Origin of the sequence: Pseudoxanthomonas sp. USHLN014, from assembly GCF_037153335.1 — a bacterium.
In the GTDB taxonomy this organism is placed as follows: domain Bacteria; phylum Pseudomonadota; class Gammaproteobacteria; order Xanthomonadales; family Xanthomonadaceae; genus Pseudoxanthomonas_A; species Pseudoxanthomonas_A winnipegensis.
This window is the reverse complement of record NZ_JBBCKO010000014.1, coordinates 55,355-78,069: the sequence shown is the minus strand read 5'-3', so window position 1 is coordinate 78,069 and position 22,715 is coordinate 55,355. Positions and strand designations below refer to the sequence as shown.

The following is a 22,715-nucleotide window of genomic DNA, read 5'->3' as shown; positions in this document are numbered from 1 at the left end:
GCCGGCCGGTCAGTGCGCGAACCTGCGCGCGCCGGCCACGCAGACCGCCGCGCCGGCCATGATCCACAGCATGCTCGCGCGCACCGGCTCGTGCAGCAGGCCGGCGGCCAGCGCCAGGCCCAGGAACGGCTGCAGCAGCTGGATCTGCCCGACCGCGGCCACGCCGCCCTGGGCCAGTCCGCGATACCAGAAGATGAAGCCGATCAGCATGCTGAAGAGCGACACGTAGCCCAGCCCCAGCCAGGCCGGCGGGGTGATCGACGCCAGGCTGTCCGGACGCGACAGCCAGGCCAGCGGCAGCATCAGCGGCAGCGCGAGGACCAGGGCCCAGCTGATCACCTGCCAGCCGCCGAGCCGGCGCGAGAGCCGCGCGCCTTCGGCATAGCCCAGGCCGCAGACCAGCACCGCCGCAAGCATCAGCAGATCGCCGCGCAGCGAGGCATGTAGCCCGCCCATGGCGGCGTAGCCGACCACCAGCGCGCTGCCCAGCAGCGAGAACGCCCAGAACGCCGGCCGCGGCCGGTCGCCCCCGCGCAGCACGCCGAAGATCGCCGTGCACAGCGGCAGCAGGCCCACGAACACGAGGGAATGGGCCGAGGTCACCTGCTGCAGCGCCAGCGCGGTCAGCAGCGGAAAGCCGACCACCACGCCCAGCGCCACCACCGCCAGGCTGGCCAGCTGCTGGCGCTGCGGCCGCTGCTGGCGCAGCAGCATCAGCAGCGCCACGGCGAGCGCGGCGGCGATGCTGGCGCGCGCGCAGGTCAGGAACACCGGGGTGAAGCCGGACACCGCGATCCGCGTGGCCGGCAGCGATCCGGCAAAGATCGCCACGCCGATCCCGCCGTTGATCCAGCCGCGCGTGGTGTCGTCCATCGTCTCGTCTTGTCTTGGGGAGGGCGGGCCAGTAGGCCAGCGCCGCGCCGGGCGACCCAGACACAATCCAGTACGATCCGCGGGAACTGTTTTCCTTTTTGACCAGAACGGTTGGGACATGGCGCGGCTGGCATTCCGGATCGACCAGGTGATCGAGGCCGTCAGGCAGGGCATCGCGGCGCGCGCCTATCCGCCCGGGGCGCGGCTGCCCTCGGTGCGCGAGCAGGCGCGCCGGCTCGGCGTGTCGGTGTCCACCGTGGTCGAGGCCTACGAGCGGCTGGCGGCCGAAGGCCTGGTGCAGCCGCGCGCCGGCTCGGGCTTCTATGTGCAGGGGCCGGTCGCGCCGCTGGCGCTGTCGGGCCTGGGGCCGCGGCTGGATCGCCAGGTCGATCCGCTGTGGCTGTCGCGGCAGTCGCTGGAGGCCGACCCGAGCGTGCTCAAGCCCGGCTGCGGCTGGCTGCCGCCGTCGTGGATGCCCGAGGCCAGCATGCGCCGCGCGCTGCGCCAGGTCGCGCGCGGCGACGCCGCCACGCTGTGCGACTACGGCAGCCCGCTCGGTCTTGCGGCGCTGCGCGTGCTGCTGGCGCGGCGCATGGTCGGCGCCGGCATCGCCGCGCGCCCCGAGCAGGTGCTGCTGGTCGAGTCGGGCACCCAGGCGCTGGATCTGGTCTGCCGCTTCCTGCTGGAGCCGGGCGACACGGTGCTGGTCGACGACCCCTGCTACTTCAACTTCCACGCGCTGCTGCGCGCGCATCGCGTGCAGGTCGTGAGCGTGCCCTACACGCCGGAGGGGCCGGACCTGGAGGCCTTCGCCGAGGTGCTGCGCACGCAGGCGCCGCGGCTGTACATCACCAATTCCGGCCTGCACAACCCGACCGGCGCCACGCTCGCCCCGCGCATCGCGCACCAGGTGCTCAAGCTGGCCGAGCAGGCCGGCACGTGGATCGTGGAGGACGACATCTTCGCCGACTTCGAAACCACGCCGGCCCCGCGGCTGGCGGCGTTCGATGGCCTGGCGCGCGTGATCCACGTCGGCAGCTTCTCCAAGACGCTGTCGGCGTCGATGCGCTGCGGCTACATCGCCGCGCGTGCGGACTGGATCGACGACCTGGCCGACCTGCGCGTGGCGACCAGTTTCGGCGGCGGGCGGCTGGCCTCGGAGGTGCTGCTGGCCGCGCTCACCGATGGCGGCTACCGGCGTCATATCGAGCGTCTGCGCCTGCGCCTGGCGGTCGAGCGGCGCCGGGTGATCGAACGGCTGGCGCCGCTGGGCATCGTGCCGTGGCATGTGCCGGACGCCGGGATGTTTCTCTGGTGCCGTTTGCCACAGGGGCGGCTGGCCGCGCCGCTGGCCCAGCACGGCCTGGCCCATGGCGTGGTGCTGGCGCCGGGCAACGCCTTCAGCCCGGCCCAGCGCGCCGAGGACTGCATGCGCTTCAACGTGGCCCAGTGCGGCGCGCCGCGGATCTTCGAGGTGCTGGCCGACGGCCTGGCCCGACAGGGCTGAGGCGGGGCGTGCGGAAAGCTGCATCCGGCTGACGCATCACTGCACGCGCGCAGGCGCGGCGTTGGGCCGCTATGGTGTGCGGCCCCCACCGCTACGCCCGCCCCATGTCCGCTCCTGCCGCACCGCTGCGCAACGATGCCAAGGTCCTGTCGCTGTCCGCGTTGGGCGGGGCGCTGGAGTTTTACGACTTCGTGGTGTTCGTGTTCTTCGCCAAGACCCTGGGCGCACTGTTCTTCCCGGCCGAGATGCCGGCCTGGCTGCAGCAGGTGCAGACCTTCGGCATCTTCGCCGCCGGCTATCTGGTGCGGCCGATCGGCGGGGTGATGATGGCGCACTTCGGCGATCGCATCGGGCGCAAGCGGCTGTTCGCTTTCAGCGTGTTCCTGATGGCGCTGCCGACGCTGTGCATCGGCCTGCTGCCCACCTACGCGCAGGTCGGCATCGTCGCGCCGCTGCTGCTGCTGTTGCTGCGCCTGCTGCAGGGCCTGGCGATCGGCGGCGAGATGCCGGGGGCCTGGGTGTTCGTGGCCGAGCATGCGCCGGTGCGCAAGGTCGGCTTCGCCGTGGCCAGCCTGTCGGCCGGCATCAATGTCGGCACCCTGATGGGCTCGCTGATGGCCTCGGCGATGGCGCACTGGTTCACCCCGGCGCAGCTGCTGGATCACGCTTGGCGCATCCCGTTCCTGATCGGCGGCGTGTTCGGTTTCATCTCGGTGTGGCTGCGCCGCTGGCTGGACGAGACGCCGGTGTTCGCGCAGATTCGCGCGCGCAAGGCGCTGGCCAGGCTGCCGATCCGCGACGTGCTGCGCGACCACCGCGGCGGCGTGCTGGTGTCGATGGGCGTGACCTGGGCCCTGACCGCCGGCATCGTGGTGGTGATCCTGATGACGCCGACGCTGGTGCAGTCCTCGTTCGGCATCGCGCCGGCGCTGGCCAGCGAGGGCAATGTGCTGGCCGCGATCTGCCTGGTGATCGGCTGCGTGTGGAACGGGGTGCTGAGCGACCGCATCGGCCGCGCCCCGGCGCTGCTGGTGGCCTCGCTGGCGCTGCTGGTCGGCGTGTATCTGCTGTACTTCGATCTGGCCCGCGGCGGCGCGCACTTCCTGCCGTTGTATGCCTTCGCCGGCTTCACCGCCGGCGTGGCGGGCGTGACCCCGGCGATCATGGTGGCGTCGTTCCCGGCCTCGGTGCGCTACACCGGCCTGGCGCTGTCCTACAACCTGGCCTATGCCATCGCCGGCGCGGCGACGCCGCCGTTGATCGCCTATCTGGCCGCGCGCGTGGGCGCGCTGGCGCCGGCGCATTACGTGGCGCTGGTGGCGCTGGTCAACGTCGGCCTGGCGCTGTACCTGTGGAGGCGTCCGGCGGTCGAGTAAGCCGCTTCGCGCATCCGGGCGGCGGGCCCGTTATCGTGTGCCGCCTTTCGCCCGAGCGTCTCTGCCATGTCCACCGCCGCCGCGCCGCTGCGCAACGATGCCAAGGTCCTGTCGCTGTCCGCGCTCGGCGGGGCGCTGGAGTTCTACGACTTCGTGGTCTTCGTGTTCTTCGCCAAGACCCTGGGCGCGCTGTTCTTTCCGCAGGAGATGCCGGCGTGGCTGCAGCAGCTGCAGACCTTCGCGATCTTCGCCGCCGGCTACCTGGTGCGGCCGATCGGCGGCGTGCTGATGGCCCACTTCGGCGACCGCATCGGGCGCAAGCGGCTGTTCGCCTTCAGCGTGTTCCTGATGGCGCTGCCGACGCTGTGCATCGGCCTGCTGCCCACCTACGCGCAGATCGGCATCGCCGCGCCACTGCTGTTGCTGGTGATGCGTCTGACCCAAGGCCTGGCCATCGGCGGCGAGATGCCGGGGGCGTGGGTGTTCGTGGCCGAGCACGCGCCCGCCGGCAAGGTGGGCTTCGCGATCGGCACGCTGTCGGCGGGGCTGAGCCTGGGCCTGCTGCTCGGCGCGCTGGCCGCCTCGGCGATGGCGCACTGGTTCACCCCGGCGCAGCTGCTGGATTACGCCTGGCGCATTCCGTTCCTGATCGGCGGCGTGTTCGGCTTCGTGTCGGTGTGGCTGCGCCGCTGGCTGGACGAGACGCCGGTGTTCGCGCAGATGCGCGCGCGCAAGGCGCTGGCCAAGCTGCCGATCCGCGACGTACTGCGCGACCATCGCGGCGGTGTGCTGGTGTCGATGGGGGCGACCTGGGCGCTGACCGCGGCCATCGTGGTGGTGATCCTGATGACGCCGACGCTGGTGCAGTCCTCGTTCGGCATCTCGGCGGCGCGGGCCAGCGAAGGTAGCGTGCTGGCCTCGGTCTGCCTGATCGTCGGCTGCCTGTGGACCGGGTTGCTGTCGGATCGGATCGGCCGCGCGCCGGCGCTGGCGGTGTCCTCGCTGGCGCTGATGGTGGGCGTCTACCTGCTGTATCTCGACCTGGCCCACGGCGGGCGTTACTTCCTGCCGCTCTACGCGCTGGCCGGCTTCACCGCGGGTGTGTCTGGCGTCGCGCCGGGGGTGATGACCGCGGCGTTCCCCGCGCCGGTGCGCTTCACCGGCCTGGCGCTGTCCTACAACCTGGCCTATGCCATCGCCGGGGCGCTGACGCCGCCGCTGATCGCCTACCTGGCCGCGCGCGTGGGCGCGCTGGCGCCGGCGCACTACGTGGCGCTGGTGGCCCTGGTCAACGTCGGCCTGGCGCTGTATCTGGGGAAGCGCCAGGTCGCGGCGTGAGTCAGGCCGTCGCGCGGGCGCGATGCCCGGACAGCTCGGCGCCGACGTCGTGGCTGAACTTCAGATGCCACCAGGTCGAGGACAGCGAGATCAGCGTCACCAGCACGAAGGCCGCCGAGAAGTCGCCCAGCTGCGCGCTGCCATGGCCGCCAACGGCGATGGCGGTCTTCAGCGCCAGCGCACCCACGCACACGCCCACCGACAGCATCAGCTGCTGCAGCGTGCTGTAGAGGCTGGAGGCGTGGCTCATGCGGCGCGTGGGCACCGCCTCGTAGGCCACCGTGTTGTAGGCGGCGAACTGGAAGGACATGAACGCCCCGCAGCCCACCAGCAGCACGAACATCAACCAGTCCGGCCAGCCCGGACGGAACAGCGCGCACACCGCATAGCCCAGGCTGGACAGCACGCCGTTGGCGAGCAGGCCGTTGCGATAGCCGACCCGGCGCAGCAGCATCGGGGTGCACAGGCGCATCAGCAGCGCGCCCAGCGCGGTGGCCAGCACCAGCCGGCCGGCGTTCGCGGCGCTGTAGCCGAAGCCCAGCTGGAACAGCAGCGGCAGCAGGAACGGCTGCGCGCCCTGGGTGATGCGCATCAGCGAGCCGCCGATCACCGAGAGCCGGAACGAGTCGATCTTCAGCACGTCCAGGTCCAGCAGCGGCGCGTCCGCGCGCCGCGCGTGCCACAGGTAGCCGGCCGCCGCCGAGGCGCTGACCGCCATCAGCGCCAGGCCGGTGACCAGGTTCCCCGGCTGGCCCACGCTTTCCAGGCCGAACAGGCCGCAGCCCAGGCACAGCCCGCACAGCACGAAGCCGGGCAGGTCGAACGGCCGGGGTTCGTCGGCCGCCTCGATGTAGGGGATCACCGCGCGCACCAGCACGAAGCCCAGGATCCCGATCGGCACGTTGATGTAGAAGATCCAGTGCCAGCTGGCGTGGGTCACCAGCAGGCCGCCCAGCGGCGGCCCCAGCAAGGGCCCCAGGAAGGCCGGCACCAGCGTCCAGGACATGGCCGAGACCAGGTGCCTGCGCTCGACCGTGCGCAGCAGGATCAGCCGGCCGAGCGGGGCCATCATCGACCCGCCCGCGCCCTGCAGCAGGCGCGCGGCGACCATGGTCGGCACGCTGGTGGCCAGCGAGCACAGCACCGAGCCGGCGACGAACACCACGATCGAGGCGCTGAACACCCGCCGCGCGCCGAAGCGGTCGGCCATCGCGCCCGAGGCGGGGATGCCGATCGCCAGCGCCAGCAGGTAGCTGGTCATGGCGATGCTCATCGCCGGGGCGCTGGCGCCGAAGTCGTGTGCCATCGCCGGCAGCGCGGTGGCCAGCACCGTGGCGTCCAGCTGCTCCATGAAGATGGCGCAGGCCAGGATCAGCGAGATGACCCGGTAGTCGGGCGTCTTGCGGGGCGGGCGCGCCGGCGCGGGCGGCCGGGCCTGGGGAGCAGCAGTCACAGCGATCGGGTCCTGACCGACGCGGCCTCACGGTCCCGGCAGGCGAGCCTGGCGGCGGTGAACACGCGTCGAAGGGCCGGTGCGCGCGGGAGTTGCGCACCGCAACACGCGGATTATTCGCCTGTGGCGGGGGCCGGACAAGCCGCGCGGGGCGCAGCCTCCCGCGATGCGGGACACAAGCGGCGGGCCTCGACCGGGGCCGGGCGAGATTCACGGGCGATCGCAGCGTCGGCCGCTGCGATGCGGGGTGATTAGTTGTAGATCTCCTGGATATCGGTCACCCGGCCATCCTTGAAGATGATCTGGATGGTCTTCTGCGACTGGTCGTACTCCCAGCGCTCGCCGATATTGGCGCTGTACTCGTTCTGCAGCGGAATCACGCGGTCGGGCTTGCCGGCCACCTGGGTCACCTTGCCGGCGCTGTCGCCGGTGCTGACCAGCTTGTTGCCGAAACGCACGCTGCCGGCCGCCAGCGCCGTGCCGGCCAGCAGGCAGAGGGCCAGGCTCAACAGGATCCTTTTCATCGGGCTTTCCTTCGTATCAGGGGTGATTGCGAGCCCGCGGACTGTGCCACAAGCCGCCGAGCGGGGCACGGGCGGATGGTTGGGTCTGAGGTGTCCACTGTCATTGCTCAGCTTTCTGAATCCGACTTCTCGGTTTGAATCGATACACCCGGATTGCGAAGCATCCCGCAGCGTTCGATTGCCTGCGAAAAGGTTTCTTCTGCGGCTTGGGTGGGCGCAAGGCAGACGCGTGTCGGCCTCGAAAGGGGCAGCGGTCCGGCGGGCGGCGGCCGCTTTTCCCTCAATCAGGGCATCCTGCCCTGATTCGGGCGCTCGGCATCCTGCCTCGCTAGGCGCGGCCACCGCCCGCCGGCCCGCTGCCTCACGCGTCACGTCGCAGGACTTCGGTTTGCGTGATCCTGCTTACCTCTCTCTTGCGCACAACGCGATCAGTGACTACATGCATCGACGTGAGGCCCCCTCCCTTGCGCGCAGCGCAGGGGAGGGATGGGGAGGGGTCGGGGCTTTACCGGTGAAGCCGCCAAGGCAAGAGCAAAAGCACCCCACCCCCGGCCCTCCCCTTCGCCTGCGGCGAAAGGGGGGGGGGCAGAGCGCTCACCCAACGCCTTTGGATCGAAAGAAATCCTGCGCTTTTCGATCGCACTGCCCCGCCCCGGCAGGGCGTGACACAGCACGGGCCAGGCTGGTGCACGGGTGCGCATAGTCCTCGCGGAATCCCGTGGGAGCCGCCATGGCCGAAAAGGCCACAAGGGCGGCTCCCACCGGAAGCATTAGGCGCGGTCAATCTTTTCCCATCCAAGCGCCGGCTATCAGTGGAAACCGAGCCGAGAAGCTGCGCTTGGCCGGGTCGAGGCTGGTGGGCGAAGTCCGCTCACCAAAGCCGCACTCATCGATATCCGCAGTTCGGCAAAGCGCCCAAAAAGAAACCGCCGCAGTTTCCTGCGGCGGCGTCCAGGTGCTGCAGCGAGCGCTGGCGCTTATTTCACCAGCGTCGCCGGGTCCTGCTTGGCGGTGAGGGCGGCGCACAGGGCGATGCTCTCGCGGGCCTGCTGCAGGCCGCGGATGGCGCCGGGCAGGTCCTTCAGGCGCGGCTCGAAGAACGCCTGCAGACGGTCCGACTCGGCCGGGGTGCAGGCGCCGGCCGAGGCCATGCGCGGCAGCGAGCCGCCGGCGAAGGCGCCGATGCGCGCGTGGATGGCGTCGTAGTTCTGGGTGAACCAGCTCCACTGCGTGTCGCGATCGGCCACGGTGGCGTGCTTGCCGGCGGTCAGCAGGTAGCGCATCTCGCCGACCTTGACGTCTTTGCCCAGGCCGAAGCTGCGCACCTTGGCGGCCAGCGCCGGGTCCTCGGTGCGGCTGAGCGCCGAGAGCATGGCGTTGCGGTGGGCCGGATCGATCACGCCGGGCAGCGCAGCCATCAGCTGGTCCACGGCCGGAGCGCCGTGCTCCTGCACGCTCACCGACAGCGCGGCGGCGAGCAGGTCGGGGTTGGCCTGGTCGAAGGCCAGCGTCTTGCCGCCGGCCAGCACCGCATCGCCCTGCTTGAGCAGCTCGGCGCGTGCGGCCGGCACCTTCATGGTCAGGGCCAGGAAGCCGGCCAGCTGCGCGCGCTCAAGCGCATCGCTGCCTTCCTCGCCGTCCTTGCGCACATAGCCCAGCTGCTGCATGCGTGGCAGATAGGCGTCCTCGGCCCACTGGGTCAGCGCCGCGCGCTGGGCGTCGGTCCTGGCCAGGCGGCCGTACAGCCAGCCCACGTGTTCGGTGGGCACGGTCGCGACCTCGGAGACCTTGGAGGCGGTCAGCGGCTTGAGCGCGGCCAGCAGCTGGGTCGGGTTCAACTCGCCCAGGTCGAAGGCGGCGCTGACGCCGTCGCCGTAGGCCAGCTGCTCGGCATCGGTGAGCTGGGCCACATCGGCGGTGAGCGTCTTGAGCGCCTTGGCGTCCAGGCCGATGCGGTAGTAGCCGGCGGCGCCGGCGTTGGGCATCACCCAGCCGCCCTGCTTCGCGCCCGGCAGGGCCAGGGTGCCGCTGGCCGCCGACAGCAGGGTGCAGGCCTTGTCGCTGCCGGCGCCGGTCTGGTAGCGCACGCAGACCGGCACGCCCCAGGTCCTGGCCGAATCGCCGGTGCTGCCCAGCGGCAGGTAGCGCCGCTGGGTCAGCTTGAGCACCACCTGGCCCTTGGCGTCGGTGACCTCGGTGTGCACGTAGGGCACGCCAGGCTGGTCGAGGAAGCTGTTGAACGCGGCGGTGAACTCCGGCCCCTTGCCGGCGGCGGTGGCGATGGCGCTGACCAGGTCGTCGGCGGTGGCGTTGCCGAACTTGTGCCGCTGGATGTACTGGCGCATGCCGGTGCGGAAGGTGTCCTCGCCCACATAGGCCTCGAACATGCCCAGCACCGCGGCGCCCTTCTGGTAGGTGATGCCGTCGAAGGCGTTCTCGATGTCGCCGTTGCCGGTGATCTCCTGGCGCATCTTGCGCGTGGCCACCAGCGCATCGCCGGACATCGCGCCCTGCGCGCCCTGCACGCGGTCCAGGTCGGCGCGGTATTCCGGATGCACCTTCATGGTGACCTTCTGCTGCATCCAGGTGGCGAAGGACTCATTGAGCCACAGGTCGTTCCACCAGGACATGGTCACCGTGTCGCCGGTCCACTGGTGGGCCAGCTCATGGGCGATCACGTTGAAGGACGAGCGCTTGTAGCTGGTGGCCGAATCCTTGTCGAGCAGCAGCAGATAGTCGCGGTAGGTCACCAGGCCGGCGTTCTCCATCGCACCGGCGGAGAAGTCCGGCGCGGCCAGCTGGTCGAGCTTGTCGAAGGGATAGCCGAAGTCGTAGTAGTCCTCCAGCGTGTGGATGATCACCGGCGTGGAATCCAGCGCGATCTTCATGCGCGGGCCCTTGCCGTTGGGCGCCACGCCGCGCAGCGGCAGGGTGCCGGCGCGCTGCGGCGTGGCGGTGATGCCCGGGCCATCGACGATGTCCCACGGGCCCACGGCGAAGGCGACCAGATAGGTCGGCAGCGGCAGCGTGCGGGCGAAGGTCAGCGTCTTCCAGCGCTTGCTGGTGGTCGTGGGCGCCTCCTGCACCTGGGCGGTATTGGCCACGGCCTGCAGGTCGGCCGGGATGGTCAGCTTGATGTCGTAAGGCGTCTTGAACGCCGGCTCGTCGAAGCTGGGGAAGGCGAAGCGCGCGCTGATCGGCTCCATCTGCGTCATCGCATACGGCTTGCCTTCGTAGGTGACCTTGTACAGGCCTTCCAGCGCCTGGTTGAACGGCGCGGTGTAGGCGATGGACAGGGTCAGTTCCTGCGGCTGCAGGGTCTTGCCGAAATCGATGCGGGCCACGCCGGCCTGCGCGTCGGCCACGGTGTACTTGGCCGCGGCGGCCTTGCCGTCGGCGCCGGTCACGCTGACCTTGCCGACCTTGAGCTCCTTGCCGTCGATCCACAGGTGGTCGCTGGCTTGGGTCAGCTTGACCTTGATCGTCGTGGTGCCGCTGAAGCTGTCCTGGGCGGGGTCGATCTTCAGGTCCAGCGCGTATTCCTGCGGCTGGGCCCAGGTGGGCAGGCGCCCGGTAGGCACGGCCTCGTCGGCGGCGGAGGCGCCGCAGCAGGCGCTGGCCAGCGCGAGGGCCAGCACGGAACGGGTCAGACGACGCATGGGCAAGGCTCCGGTCAAAAAAGGACTGCGCAGGCTGAAGTGCCGGCGGCGGGGCGCACAGTGCCACAAGGCAGGGGGGCGAGGTGTGGAGGGCGCGCGGGTGGCGTGGAACGCGTCGACGCGCGAGCGCTGCGTGTCGCCAGAAGCCCGTTCCGCGCCCGCTCGGGCTAGCCCCAGAACACCACCACCGCATGCAGCACCAGCCCGATCAGCCCGCCCACGATCGTGCCGTTGAAGCGGATGTACTGCAGGTCGCGGCCGACGGCCAGTTCCAGCACGTCCACCAGCTGACGCTCGTCCCAGCCCTTCATGGTCTGGGCGATGTGGTGGGTGACGCCGCTGCGCAGGCGGGTGGTGAGGCTCTCGGCGGCCGTGGTGAGGTGGGCGTTGGGCGCCTCGCGCAGCGAGGCGTCGCGGCCCAGCGCCTCACCCAGGGTCTGCAGCAGGCGCTCCAGGTGCGCGGCCAGGCGCGAGTCGGGGTTCTCCAGGTCCGCGCGCAGGGCGGCATGGACCTGGTCCCACAGCCCGCGCACGTAGTCCTGCACGGCCGGGTGGTCGATCAGATCCTGCTTGATCTGCTCCACGCGCTCCACCAGCGCCGGGTCCTCGCGCAGGCGCTGCACGTAGCGGGACAGCCAGGCCTCGTAGTCCTGACGCAGCGGATGGCCGGGCGTGGACAGCACGGTCTGCAGCTCCTCCAGCGCCGCGGCGGCGATGCGCTGGGCCAGGGCGTCGCCGATCTCGTCCACCGGCTTGATCAGGTCCACCGTGCCCATCAGCTTGGGCCATTCGCGCCGCGCGTAGCGCACGATCAGCGCCGAGGCGCGGGCCTTGAGCGCCGGGTCGTCCAGCCAGCGGGCGATGCGCTTGAGCGCGGCGTCCAGCAGTGCCTGGTGGCGGCCGTCGGCGGTGAGCAGGCCCAGCACCTGGCCGGCGGTGCCGGCGGCGTTCCAGCCGCGCAGGCGGGCGATCACGAAGCGCTGGATCGCCGCGCGCACGGCGCTCTCGTCCAGCAGGTCCAGCGCCTGCAGCGCCCAGCCGCGCGCCATGCCGGCCAGCAGCTTCGCCTGCGCCGGTTCGGCCAGCCACTGGCCCAGGCGCGCGGCCGGGTCGAACGCGCGCAGCTTCTCCAGCAGCGCCTCGGGCGCCAGGAAGTGGTCGCGTACGAACACCGCCAGGCTGTCGGCCAGCCGCGCCTTGCCGCGCGGCACGATCGCCGTGTGCGGGATCGGCAGGCCCAGCGGCCGGCGGAACAGCGCCACCACCGCGAACCAGTCCGCCATCGCGCCCACCGCCGCCGCCTCGCAGAACGCGGCCAGCCACGCCCAGCCGCCGCGCAGCCCCATCGCATGGCTCAAGCCAAAGCCGGCCAGCATCAGCACCAGCAGGCCGAACGCGGCCAGCTTCATGCGGCGCAGGCGGATGCGGCGGGGATCGTCGGCCGGGCCGGTCAGCGGTTCAGTCATAGGGCAAAGCCTAGCGCGTGTCCTGCAAAGCCCCTGCGATCACGCCAGCAGCCGCCACAGCAGCGCGGTGCCGGCCAGTCCGACCAGCGAGACGATGGTCTGCAGCACCGACCACACCATCACCGTCTGCTTGAGCTTGAGGTCGAAGTACTCGCGCACCATCCAGAAGCCGGCGTCGTTGACGTGGCAGAAGAACACCGAGCCGGCGCCGATGGCCAGCGCGATCAGCGCGCCCTGCGTGGGCGGCAGGTGCGCCACCAGCGGCGCCAGGATGCCGGCGGTGGTGGTCGTGGCCACTGTGGCCGAGCCGGTCGCCTGGCGCAGCGCCACGGCGATCAGCCAGGCCAGCAGCAGATAGGGCAGGTGCGCGCCCTGGGCGACCTTGGCGATGGTGTCGCTGATGCCGGCATCCAGCAGCACCTGCTTCAGGCCGCCGCCGGCGCCGATGGTCAGCAGCAGCGCGGCGATCGGCGGCAGGCTCTTGAGCAGCACCTGGTTGACCCGCGCGCGGCCCAGCCCGCCGCCCCAGCCCAGCAGCGCCACCGCGGCCAGCACCGCCAGGGCCAGGGCCACCATCGGTTCGCCCAGAAAGCGCAGCGCCGTGGCAGCCGGCGCGTCCGGCGGCAATGCGATCTTGGCCAGGGTGGCGCCGAGCATCAGCACCACCGGCAGCAGGATGATCGACAGGCTGGCGGCGAAGCCGGGCGGATGCGCCGGCGCCTCGCGCGCGGAGAACAGCGCCTCCATCTTGGCCGGCACGGCGATGTCCATGCGTCGCGAGAGCCAGATCCCGTACAGCGGCCCGGCCAGGATCACCGCGGGCACCGCGATGATGAAGCCGAACAGCATCGTCAGCCCCAGGTCCGCATGCAGCGTGCTGACCGCGATCAGCGGACCCGGGTGCGGCGGCATCAGCGCGTGCAGCGTGGTCATGCCGGCCAGCGCCGGGATGGCGATGCGCAGCAGCGGCTGCTGCGCGCGGCGCGCCATGACGAAGATGATCGGCACCATCATCACCAGGCCGACCTCGAAGAACAGCGGCAGGCCGATCACCATCGCCACCAGCGCCATCACCCAGGGCAGCGCCTTGCCCTTGCCGATGCCGAGCAGTGTGGAGGCGATGCGGTCGGCCGCGCCGGTGTCAGCCAGCATCGCGCCCAGCATGGCGCCCAGGGCGATGATCAGGCCCGCATCGCCCAGAAGATGGCCGGCGCCGGTGCTGAAGGACTTGGCCAACTGCTCTGGCGGCAGCCCGATGCCCAGCCCGGCCACGAAGCTGCCCACCAGGATCGACAGGAACGGCGGCAGCCGGAGCAGGCTGATCAGCGCGACGATGCAGACGATGCCGGCCAGGGCGCACAGCAGCAGGCGCGAGTCGTGCGCGGCCCAGTGCACGGTGGTGAAGTCCAAGGCGACGCTCCGGTTGAAACTGACGGGGCCGTCAGTCTAGTCGGCGTGACATGTCATCCCGATCAAGGCGAGCGGCCCGCCGGCGCACTTCACATTGGCTTCAAGCAACGCTCAACCGCGCCCCACATGGGCCGCGCAGCCTGTCCGGCATCGACCACCGGCCGGAGCCGTGCATGAAATCCCTGAAGTTGCTGTTGCGTTTGGCCATCGTCGGCGCGCTGGTGCTGGCGCTGCTGATTCCCCTGAGCATGACCCGCAGCCTGATCGCCGAGCGCACCGCCTACCGCGAACAGGCCGTCGAGCGCGTAGCGCTCAGCAGCGCCGGCGCGCAGCGGTTGGTCGGGCCGCTGCGCGCGTTGCCGTATGTCGATGTGCGCGAGCAGGCGTGGACCGACGACACCGGCCAGGCCCGCACGCGGCAGGTGCGCAGCGAAGGCACGCTGCTGCAGGCGCCGCTGTCGCTGCAGGTCGGCGGCCAGCTGCGACCGCAGACGCGCAGGGTCGGGCTGTTCGACGTGCCGACCTACGTCTGGAACGGGCAGCTGTCGGCGCAGTTCTCCACCGCGCTGCCGCCGGCGCCGGCCGGGGCGGTGCGTCGCTACGGAACGCCCTACCTGGTGCTGGGCCTGCGCGATGTGCGCGGTCTGCAGGCTGCGCCCAGCCTGCGCGTCGACGGCGCGGCCCTGCGCCTGCAGCCCGGCACGCGCGCCTTCAACGCGCACCTGGCCGGCGTCAGCGCGCTCCTGCCGGAGGTCGTGGACGGACGCGTGCCGGGGCGCAACGTGACGCTGTCTTTCGCGCTGGCCGGCACGCAGGCGCTGGAGGTGGTGCCGGTGGCCGACGACAGCCGCGTGCGGCTGGCCTCGCCGTGGCCGCATCCGGCCTTCGGCGGCGACTTCCTGCCCGTGCAGCGTACGGTCGGCGCGCGCGGCTTCGATGCGCAGTGGGCGGTGTCCTCGCTGGCCAGCCAGGCACAGGCCCAGCTGCAGCGGCTGCAGTCCGACAGCGGGGCGCAGCTGGATGCGCTGCGGGTGGAGCTGGTCGACCCGCTCGATGCCTATACGCTGGCCGATCGCGCCTGCAAGTACGGGCTGCTGTTCGTGCTGCTGACCTTCGTCGGCTTCGGCCTGCTGGAACTGGTGCGGCGCATGCGGATCCATCCGCTGCAATATCTGCTGGTGGGCCTGGCGCTGGCGATGTTCTTCCTGCTGCTGTTCAGCCTGTCCGAGCACATCGCGTTCTGGCTGGCGTATCTGATCGCGGCCGGGGCCTGCATCGGCGTGCAGTTCGTCTACCTCGCAGGCGTACTGCGTAGCCCCTGGCTGGCCGGCGGGTTCGCGCTTGCACTGACCGCGCTGTACGGTGCGCTGTACGGCCTGCTGATGTCCGAGGACAACGCGCTGCTGATGGGCTCGCTGCTGCTGTTCGCCATCCTGGCGGCCATCATGTGGATCACGCGCAGGATCGACTGGTATGCGCTGTCCACGGAGCTGCGCTGATGCTCCTGCACGGACGCGCGGTGCGCCACGCGGCGCGCCGTCTGCCGGCGGCGCTGTCGGTGTGCGGGCTGCGGGTCGAGCCGGACGGGCCGCCGCTGCCGCCGCTGCGGCGCGGCGTGGGCGGTGCGGTGGTGTTCCAGCTGGCCCAGGCGACCGCGCAGGCGTTGCGCGAGCGGCCTGCCGAGCTGCTGTGCGCGGCGTTGTGGCCGCGTTGCCCGCAGCTGCCGGCCTGGCGCCCGTGGCGGTGCCTGCGCGGCGTGCAGGGCGGGTTGGTGTGGCTCAGTGCGCGGTGCGATCGCGCCGCGTGGCTGGCGCTGGTGCCGGAGCAGGGCATCGCGGTCCTGCTGTGGCGGAAGCGCGGGGCGGGGTGCGGTAAATTAGGTCCATGACCTCGCTTGCTTCCGCCTTGCCCGCGCACCGCATCGCGGTGGTGCGTGGCGCCGAGATCGCGCCCTACCTGGACGATGTGGCGCGCCTGCGCATCGCCGTGTTCGCGCACTGGCCCTACCTCTACCAGGGCAGCCACGCCTACGAGTGCGAATACCTGGCCGCCTACGCGCGCTCGCCGCGCAGCGTGTTCGTGCTGGCGCTGGCGGGCGATGAGGTGATCGGTGCCTCCACCGGCCTGCCGCTGCTGGACGATACCGAGGCGTTCTCCGCGCCGTTTATTGACCAGGATCTGGATGCCGCCCGCGTCTTCTACTTCGGCGAGTCCGTGCTGCTGCCGGAGTGGCGCGGACGCGGCATCGGCCATGCCTTCTTCGATGCGCGCGAGGCCCATGCGCGCGCGCTGGGCGGGTTCGACACGACCGCCTTCTGCGCGGTGGATCGTGACCCGGCCGATCCGCGCCGCCCGGCCGGGCATCGCGACAACGACGCGTTCTGGCGCAAGCGCGGCTATACGCGCCGCGACGGGCTGCAGTTGCGTCTGCCCTGGCGCGAGGCCGGGCACGGCGAGGTCGCGCACACGCTGACCTTCTGGACCCGTGCGCTGGAGGGGCAGGCATGAGGGTCGCCGTCGCCAAGTACCCGATCGGCCAGCCGCGCGACTTCGATGCCTTCGCCGAGAAGCAGGTGCATCTGCTGCAGCAGGCGGCCGACGCCGGCGCGCGCATCGCGGTGCTGCCCGAATACCTGTCGCTGGAGCTGGCCGCGACCTTCCCGGTGGCCATCAGCGCCGACCTGCTGGCCTCGCTGGAAGCGACCCAGCAGTACGCCGAGGCTTTCCTGCATCTCTACGCCACGCTGGCCCAGCGCATGGGCCTGCACGTGATCGCCGGCAGCTTCCTCACCGCGGTGGGCAACGGACGCTATCGCAACCGCGCGCACTGGTTCACCCCGGACGGGCGCCGCGGCTGGCAGGACAAGCTGCAGCTCACCGGCTTCGAAAAGAACGCCCAGGTGATCGAAGGCGGCGACGACCTGCGCGTGTTCGCCGCCGACGAGATCCGCGCCGGCATCGCCATCTGCTACGACGCCGAGTTCCCGCTGCCGGTGCGTGCCCAGCAACAGGCCGGCGCGCGTCTGCTGGTGGTGCCCAGCTGCACCGACACCGCCGCCGGCGCCACCCGCGTGCGCGTGGGCTGCCTGGCGCGCGCGCTGGAGAACCGCCTGTTCGTCGCCCAGTCGGTGACCGCCGGCAGCGCGCCGTGGAGCCCGGCGCTGGACGAGAACACGGGCGAGGCCGCGCTGTTCGCACCGATGGATGTGGATCTGCCCGCCGACGGCGTGATCGCGCGGACGGAAGGTGAGCAGATCTGGGCGATCGGCGAGCTGGATTTCGTGGCGCTGCAGGCCAGCGCGGCCCGCGCGCAGGTGGCGGTGGACCGCGACTGGCCCGGCCAGGACGCCCCGGCGCTGCGCCGCGCCCGGCTGACGCCGCTGGCCTGACAGGTTTGTCATCGGCGGCCATGACCTGTGGCCTGCTGCAGGCGCACAGGGCGCTGGCAGACTCGGTGGGTTGCACGACACAACCTTCAACAACGCAGATGGGGAAGCAGGCATGAGGCGGATGAAATGGGCGGCGCTGGTCGCGGGGCTGGGGATGGCCTTCGCGACCCAGGCCGAGGAAACGGTGGACCTGGCGATGGTCGGCAAGATCCGGCAGGAAGCCTTCCATCGCTCGCAGGTGGCCGACACGCTGCAGTACCTGACCGAGCAGATCGGTCCGCGCCTGACCAATTCGCCGGCCATGGGCCGCGCCAACGCCTGGACCCGGGAGAAGTTCAGCGAGTGGGGCCTGAGCAACGTCCACGACGAGGCCTTCGACGACTTCGGCCGCGGCTGGGAGTTCAGCAGCGCCAGCCTGGAGCTGCTCAGCCCGCGCGCCGCGCCGCTGCACGCCGTGCCCAAGGCCTGGACGCCGGGCACCAACGGCGCGGTCGAGGGCGAGGCCATCGCGCTCAACCTCAAGACCAAGGCCGACCTGGACAAGTACAAGGGCAAGCTGCGCGGCAAGATCGTGCTGCTCAGCGAGGCGCGTCCGTACAAGCCCAACACCGAGGCCGCTTCCAAGCGCTATGACGAGGCCGGCCTGCACGAGCTGCTGGACTTCGCCATCCCCGCGCCCACCGACAAGGCCGCGCGCGACAAGCGCCTGAAGGAATACCGCGAGCGCACCGAGCTGGCCAAGGCCACCAACCAGTTCCTGATCGACGAAGGCGCGCTGGCCGCGCTGAGCATCTCCGGCTGGGACGACGGCATCCTGCGCGTGGGCGGCGGCGGTTCGCGCAAGGCCGGCGAGCCGGTCGGCGTGCCCGAGCTGGTGGTCGCCGCCGAGCACTACAACCCGCTGATGCGCGCGCTGGAGCGCAAGGACACCGTGCGTCTGCGCGTGCGCTCCGATGCGCGCTTCACCAGCCAGGGCAACGACCCGGGCTACAACACCATCGCCGAGCTCAAGGGCAGCGGCAAGGCCGACGAGGTGGTGATGCTGGGCGCGCACATGGACTCCTGGCACGCCGGCACCGGCGCCTCGGACAACGGCGCCGGCGTGGCGGTGATGATGGAGGCCATGCGCATCCTCAAGGCGGTCGGCGCCAAACCCAAGCGCACCATCCGCGTGGCGCTGTGGAGCGGCGAGGAGCAGGGCCTGATCGGCTCGACCGACTACGTCTCGCGCCATTTCGCCCGCTATCCCGAGCCGACCGACCCGGCGCAGAAGGAGCTGCCGTCCTCGCTGCGCACGCCGACCGGCCCGCTGCAGAAGACCAAGGACTGGGGCAAGCTGTCGGCCTACTTCAACCTGGACAACGGTTCGGGCCGCATCCGCGGCATCTACGCGCAGGAAAACCAGGCGGTGATGCCGATCTTCAAGGCCTGGCTGGCGCCGTTCGAGGACATCGGCGCGAGCATCGTCACCAGCCGCAACACCGGCAGCACCGACCACATCCCGTTCGACCGCGTAGGCCTGCCGGGCTTCCAGTTCGTGCAGGACCGGCTGGACTACGGCACCCAGGTCCACCACAGCGATTTGGACACCTACGACCACGCCGTCCCGGCCGACCTGCAGCAGGCCGCCGCGATCATCGCCACCTTCGCCTACCAGGCCGCGATGCGCGACGCGCCGCTGCCGCGCAAGGACGTGATCGAGGAGTAAGACGGCCGCGCGTCGCGTCCTGGCGACGCGGCGCGCAGTCCGCTGGACCGGGCCGACGCGCGCCATGCTTGGGCATGGACGCGCCGGTCGGGATTCAGCGCACGACGAGCAGGACGATGACCCCGAGCGCGAACAGGATCAGTACCGCGCCGGAGATCCGCTCCAGCCACGGTAGCGCCCGCGCGAAGCGGCGCAGCACCGCCGCATTGCCGATGCACATGGCCACCAGCAGGTCCCACAGCAGGACCACGCTGAACATCCACACGCCGTAGAACAGCTTCCAGCCTGCGCTGGTCTGCGCCCCGGTCAGCATCGCCGCCAGGCTGGCGTAGAACAGGGCGTTCTTCGGATTGAGGATGCCGGACAGAAAGCCCATGCCCATCGCGCGCAGCCAGGACGCCGCGCCGGCCGCCGCGCCGCGCGGCGCCTGGACGCCGTCCATCACCTGCAGGTCACTTTTGCCGGCGTGGGCAAGGAACAGCCAGCCCAGATACAGCAGATACAGACAGCCGATCAGCTGAAGGCCGACGAACAGCGCGCTGCCCGGGCGCAAGGCCGACAGGCCGGCGAAGGCGATGAGGATGAAGACGCCGTTGGCCACGGCGATCCCCAGGCAGGCGCCGCTGGCCAGCCGCCAGCCGGCGCGCAGCGAGGTGCGCGCGACCAGGAAGAAATCGGGACCGGGCGAGAGCAGCGCCAGGAAGTGGGCCGCGGCGATGATCAGGAACTGCTGCATGCGGACATCGGTGTTCGAAGGACGCCCGAGTCTGTGCATGCCGACGGCGCGCGTCTTGAACGAAATTGCGCCGGGCTCAGTCCCGGTAGCGCCCCGGCGTGGTGCCGGTATGCGCCTTGAAGATCCGTTGGAAATGGCTCTGATCGGCAAAGCCGAGATCGGCGGCGACGTCGGCCAGCGCGTCGCCTGCCTGCAGACGCGTGCGCGCCTGGTTGATCGCCTGGTTCAACTGCCACGCATGCGGGGTCAGGCCAGTCGCGGCACGGAACATGCGGATCATCTGGTAGCGGCTCAGGCCGGCCATGTCCGCCAGCTCCTGCAGCGAGCGCATCTCGGCGCCCGCCTGGCGCAGCGCGTCCAGCACCGGCCGCAGTCGCTGGCGGCTCGCGCCGGTTTCCCGCGGCGGGAAGACGCGTTGTGCCGGCAGGCGGCAGAAGCGCGCGACGAAGGCGAGGAGGGCGGCCTCCTTCTCCTGGATCGAGGCTGCGGAAAACAGCAGCGCGTTGAGCCGGCAGAAGGCCTGGTAGTGCGCAGGCTCGGCGCTCACCCGGATTGGGGCGCGCTCCAGCGTCTGCGCCGGCGGCCGCTGCGCCTGCAGCACGCGCTGCAGCCAGCGCGCATCCAGATGCAGCATCTGGTAGCTCCAGGCGCTGCCCGGCGCGGGATTGCAGGCATGCACGCGCGCGGGCGGGACCAGCACCAGCGAGCCCGGCCGCAGCACGACCGGCCCCTCGGCCGCGCCGGTAAAGACGCTGGTGCCCTCATCGACCGCGCCGATGGAAAAGGTCGGGTGGCTATGCGGCCGATAACAGGCGCGGCTCTGCCACGCACGCCTGCTCTCGACATGCGGCATGGCCGGATCGCGCCAGAACTGCGGGGCAGGGTTCATGAGGGCATCAGGATGGCATGCCGGGAGGGGGGCGGGGGCAATGGCGGGTTAGCCAGATATGGCGCTTGGTCAGCTGCTTTGCTGCGCTTGGCTCGCTCGTTCGTGCAGCAGCACGGCAGCGAGAGCATTTGCAACAGCAACAGCAACAGCAACAGCAACAGCAACAGCAACAGCAACAGCAACAGCAACAGCAACAGCAACAGCAACAGCAACGGCAACGGCAACGGCAACGGCAACGGCAACGGCAACGGCAACGGCGCAACCCCTCCCCAGCCCTCCCCTTCGCTTCGCGAAAGGGAGGGGGCAAAAGCACGGCCTGCCATCCCTACCGATCGACGATCGGCACCGCTGTTCGCGAATCAAGCGGGCAGCAACACCGCCCAGTAGTCCTTGCCGATCGCATGATCGGCCCCCTCCCTTTCGCGAAGCGAAGGGGAGGGCTGGGGAGGGGTGCTCTTCGCATCATGCTCGGCTGGCGCAACCCACTTCCGGACTCAACTTGCTATGCACGGAAATGGGCAAAGCCGCAGCTTCACACTCTGCTGCTCGATCAATCGATCAATCGATCAATCAGCGATACCGGCGAGTCCGAGTCGCGCAGTTGCGGGACCGTTGTTCTATCCGGCTGGATCCATCGCCTGCTCCGGAACCGCAGCCCCCGCCCGCCACCCCAAAGCGACCATCTCATCCAGCAGCGCCACCACCTGCGCGCGGTTGGCCAGCTCGTGCACAGGCAGCACCAGCAAGTCGCCTTCACTGGCCCAGGCGAGCAGACTGCGGGCGGCCTGCACCTCGTCGGGCTGCAGTTGCACGCGTTGCGGATCCAGGCCATCGGCCAGCAGCTGCGCATGCATCAGCGCCGGTACCGAATCGGCTTCTCGGCCGCGGGCATAACCCGGCAGCTCCTTGAGAGTCACCCGCTCCGGCGCGTACGCCGCCGCGACATGCGCGACCGCGCGCAGGTCCTCGTCCTGGCGATTGCCGGCGTGGCCGAGCAGCAGCCCCAGCCGGCCGCCGCGTCGCGAAGCGTCGAGCGCATCGAGCAGGCTGCGCAGGCCCTCAGGATTGTGCGCATAGTCCACGACCACGCGCGTGCTGCCGAACATCCACTGCTGCAGCCTCCCGGGATTGTCGTCCGGGTCTTGCCCGAAGTGCGCAAGCACCTGCGCGATGGTCGTCGGCGCGATGCCCAGCAGGGCGCCGGCCAGAGCGCCCGCCGCCAGGTTGCCCAGGTTGTAGCGCGCGCGATCGCCCAGGCTCAGCGGCATCGCGGCGGTGGGGCCGAGGTCGTGTTCGACACCGGCCAGCGCCAGCCACAGATGCGCGTCGCGCACGCCGCACGCCGGCTTGCCGAGCGCGCGATGCAGCCGCAGCAGCGGCTGGTCGAAATCCAGCGCGAACCACGCCAGCGGACACGACAGCGCGGTGGACTGCGTGCGCAGGAACGCATCGTCCGCATTGAGCACCAGATGTGCGCCCACGCCCACCGCGCGGGCCACGCTGAGCTTGACCTGCGCCAGCATGTGCAGGTCGTGCACGCCGAACTCGCCGAAGTGGTCGTGCGCCACATTGGTCACCACCGCCACATCGGCCTGTTCGATGGCCAGGCCGTGGCGCAGCAGGCCGCCGCGCGCGGTCTCCAGCACGGCGGCGCGGGCCTGGCCCTGGCGCAGCGCCTCGCGCGCGCCGGCCGGCCCGGAGAAGTCGCCGCTGTCCAGCGCCTGGCCCTGGAAGAACACACCATCGGTGCAGCAGTACGCGGTGTCCCCAGCGTGCGCCTGGCACAGCGCGGCCAGCAGGCGCGTGGTGGTGGTCTTGCCGTTGGAGCCGGTCACCAGCGCGGTCGGGATGCGATGCAGGCGCGGCCAGGGCACGTGCGCCGGGTTGGGCAGCTCGTCGACGAACCAGCTGCGTGCGCCGGTGCCGCTGCCCAGCGTCAGTTCGTCCTCGTCCAGCAGGAAGGGCAGGGCGCGGGCGCGCGCCTTGCGCTGCAGCGCGAGCAGCGTCGGCTGCGTCTCGGCCGCTGCGCTGGCCTGCAGCGTGCGCAAGGCCAGCGCGATGTCCCAGGTGGCCGCATCGCCGGGCGCGTGCAGCGGCTCGGCCGGGCTGTTGCTGGCAATCCACCACGCCCAGACGTTGAGCGCGGTGGCGGTGTGCAGCTGATCCAGCGGCGCGGAGAAGGCAAGCGTGGCGCCGCTGGCATGGCGATGCCGATAGCGCGCGCCGGCCGGCCAGCCCAGCCGCGCCACGGCCTCGCGCACCAGCGCGTCCCAGCGCCGCAGTGCGTCCAGGTCGAACGCCTGCCCGGCCGCGCTTTCCAGCGCCGTGCCGGTGTCGGCGAAGTAGACATTGGGTCCGGTCAACCTACGCGCGTGTCGATAGGGCAA

18 protein-coding genes are annotated in these 22,715 nt (G+C 70.9%); 9 read left to right on the top strand and 9 right to left on the bottom strand.

All coding sequences use genetic code 11. The annotated features are described in order from the left end of the window. Positions 1-9: 9 nt before the first annotated feature. Positions 10-873 (bottom strand): DMT family transporter, encoded by an 864-nt coding sequence (locus WFQ05_RS19260; RefSeq protein WP_337054967.1) that lies wholly within the window; start codon positions 871-873, stop codon positions 10-12. Between the two features lie 118 nt (positions 874-991). Here WFQ05_RS19260 and WFQ05_RS19255 point away from each other — a divergent pair, with 118 nt between their 5' ends. The 3 genes from WFQ05_RS19255 to WFQ05_RS19245 all read left to right on the top strand — a co-directional run bounded on the left by WFQ05_RS19255 (position 992) and on the right by WFQ05_RS19245 (position 5,094). Then, positions 992-2,380 (top strand): PLP-dependent aminotransferase family protein, encoded by a 1,389-nt coding sequence (locus tag WFQ05_RS19255; protein ID WP_337054966.1) that lies wholly within the window; start codon positions 992-994, stop codon positions 2,378-2,380. A 104-nt stretch (positions 2,381-2,484) separates the two neighbouring features. After that, on the top strand, positions 2,485-3,756 hold the full coding sequence (locus tag WFQ05_RS19250; protein ID WP_337054965.1) for an MFS transporter: 1,272 nt from the start codon (positions 2,485-2,487) through the stop codon (positions 3,754-3,756). 66 nt (positions 3,757-3,822) lie between these two features. After that, on the top strand, positions 3,823-5,094 hold the full coding sequence (locus tag WFQ05_RS19245) for an MFS transporter (RefSeq protein ID WP_337054964.1): 1,272 nt from the start codon (positions 3,823-3,825) through the stop codon (positions 5,092-5,094). Position 5,095: 1 nt separating this feature from the next. Here the strand turns inward: WFQ05_RS19245 and WFQ05_RS19240 are convergent, their stop codons facing one another. The 5 genes from WFQ05_RS19240 to WFQ05_RS19220 all read right to left on the bottom strand — a co-directional run bounded on the left by WFQ05_RS19240 (position 5,096) and on the right by WFQ05_RS19220 (position 13,606). Further along, entirely contained in the window at positions 5,096-6,547 is a 1,452-nt protein-coding gene (locus tag WFQ05_RS19240; protein WP_337054963.1) for an MFS transporter, read from the bottom strand. A 251-nt stretch (positions 6,548-6,798) separates the two neighbouring features. Further along, a complete protein-coding gene (locus tag WFQ05_RS19235) occupies positions 6,799-7,071 on the bottom strand; it encodes a DUF2845 domain-containing protein (protein WP_130528547.1) in 273 nt (90 codons plus the stop codon). Between the two features lie 977 nt (positions 7,072-8,048). Then, positions 8,049-10,730: a M1 family metallopeptidase gene (locus tag WFQ05_RS19230; protein WP_337054961.1), complete on the bottom strand. Its 2,682-nt coding sequence runs from the start codon at positions 10,728-10,730 to the stop codon at positions 8,049-8,051. 167 nt (positions 10,731-10,897) lie between these two features. Further along, complete coding sequence (locus WFQ05_RS19225; protein WP_337054960.1) at positions 10,898-12,196, bottom strand: DUF445 family protein; 1,299 nt, start codon at positions 12,194-12,196, stop codon at positions 10,898-10,900. Between the two features lie 39 nt (positions 12,197-12,235). Continuing rightward, positions 12,236-13,606: a gluconate:H+ symporter gene (locus WFQ05_RS19220; RefSeq protein WP_337054959.1), complete on the bottom strand. Its 1,371-nt coding sequence runs from the start codon at positions 13,604-13,606 to the stop codon at positions 12,236-12,238. A gap of 173 nt (positions 13,607-13,779) precedes the next feature. On the opposite strand from WFQ05_RS19220, the gene creD reads away from it, so the two are divergent. From creD to WFQ05_RS19195, 5 genes are all read left to right on the top strand, one after another. Next, positions 13,780-15,105: a cell envelope integrity protein CreD gene (gene creD, locus WFQ05_RS19215; RefSeq protein WP_337054958.1), complete on the top strand. Its 1,326-nt coding sequence runs from the start codon at positions 13,780-13,782 to the stop codon at positions 15,103-15,105. After that, the gene (locus WFQ05_RS19210) at positions 15,105-15,494 is read left to right on the top strand and encodes a hypothetical protein (RefSeq protein WP_337054957.1); all 390 of its coding nucleotides are present in this window, start codon (positions 15,105-15,107) and stop codon (positions 15,492-15,494) included. The genes creD and WFQ05_RS19210 overlap by 1 nt, the downstream gene beginning before the upstream one ends. Continuing rightward, positions 15,491-16,114 carry a GNAT family N-acetyltransferase gene (locus WFQ05_RS19205; protein ID WP_130524850.1) on the top strand — a complete coding sequence of 208 codons (624 nt, stop codon included), beginning with the start codon at positions 15,491-15,493 and terminating at the stop codon, positions 16,112-16,114. The genes WFQ05_RS19210 and WFQ05_RS19205 overlap by 4 nt, the downstream gene beginning before the upstream one ends. Continuing rightward, complete coding sequence (locus tag WFQ05_RS19200) at positions 16,111-16,995, top strand: carbon-nitrogen hydrolase family protein (RefSeq protein ID WP_337054956.1); 885 nt, start codon at positions 16,111-16,113, stop codon at positions 16,993-16,995. The genes WFQ05_RS19205 and WFQ05_RS19200 overlap by 4 nt, the downstream gene beginning before the upstream one ends. A 121-nt stretch (positions 16,996-17,116) precedes the next feature. Further along, the gene (locus tag WFQ05_RS19195; protein ID WP_337054982.1) at positions 17,117-18,703 is read left to right on the top strand and encodes a M20/M25/M40 family metallo-hydrolase; all 1,587 of its coding nucleotides are present in this window, start codon (positions 17,117-17,119) and stop codon (positions 18,701-18,703) included. Positions 18,704-18,797: 94 nt separating this feature from the next. Here the strand turns inward: WFQ05_RS19195 and WFQ05_RS19190 are convergent, their stop codons facing one another. Both WFQ05_RS19190 and WFQ05_RS19185 read right to left on the bottom strand, forming a co-directional pair. Then, on the bottom strand, positions 18,798-19,439 hold the full coding sequence (locus WFQ05_RS19190) for a LysE family transporter (protein ID WP_337054955.1): 642 nt from the start codon (positions 19,437-19,439) through the stop codon (positions 18,798-18,800). A gap of 76 nt (positions 19,440-19,515) precedes the next feature. After that, positions 19,516-20,328, bottom strand: coding sequence for an AraC family transcriptional regulator (locus WFQ05_RS19185; protein WP_337054954.1), 813 nt, complete (start codon positions 20,326-20,328; stop codon positions 19,516-19,518). Positions 20,329-20,430: 102 nt separating this feature from the next. On the opposite strand from WFQ05_RS19185, the gene WFQ05_RS19180 reads away from it, so the two are divergent. After that, positions 20,431-20,715 (top strand): hypothetical protein, encoded by a 285-nt coding sequence (locus WFQ05_RS19180; RefSeq protein WP_337054953.1) that lies wholly within the window; start codon positions 20,431-20,433, stop codon positions 20,713-20,715. A gap of 230 nt (positions 20,716-20,945) precedes the next feature. Here the strand turns inward: WFQ05_RS19180 and WFQ05_RS19175 are convergent, their stop codons facing one another. After that, positions 20,946-22,691: a Mur ligase family protein gene (locus tag WFQ05_RS19175; RefSeq protein ID WP_337054952.1), complete on the bottom strand. Its 1,746-nt coding sequence runs from the start codon at positions 22,689-22,691 to the stop codon at positions 20,946-20,948. Positions 22,692-22,715 lie beyond the last annotated feature (24 nt).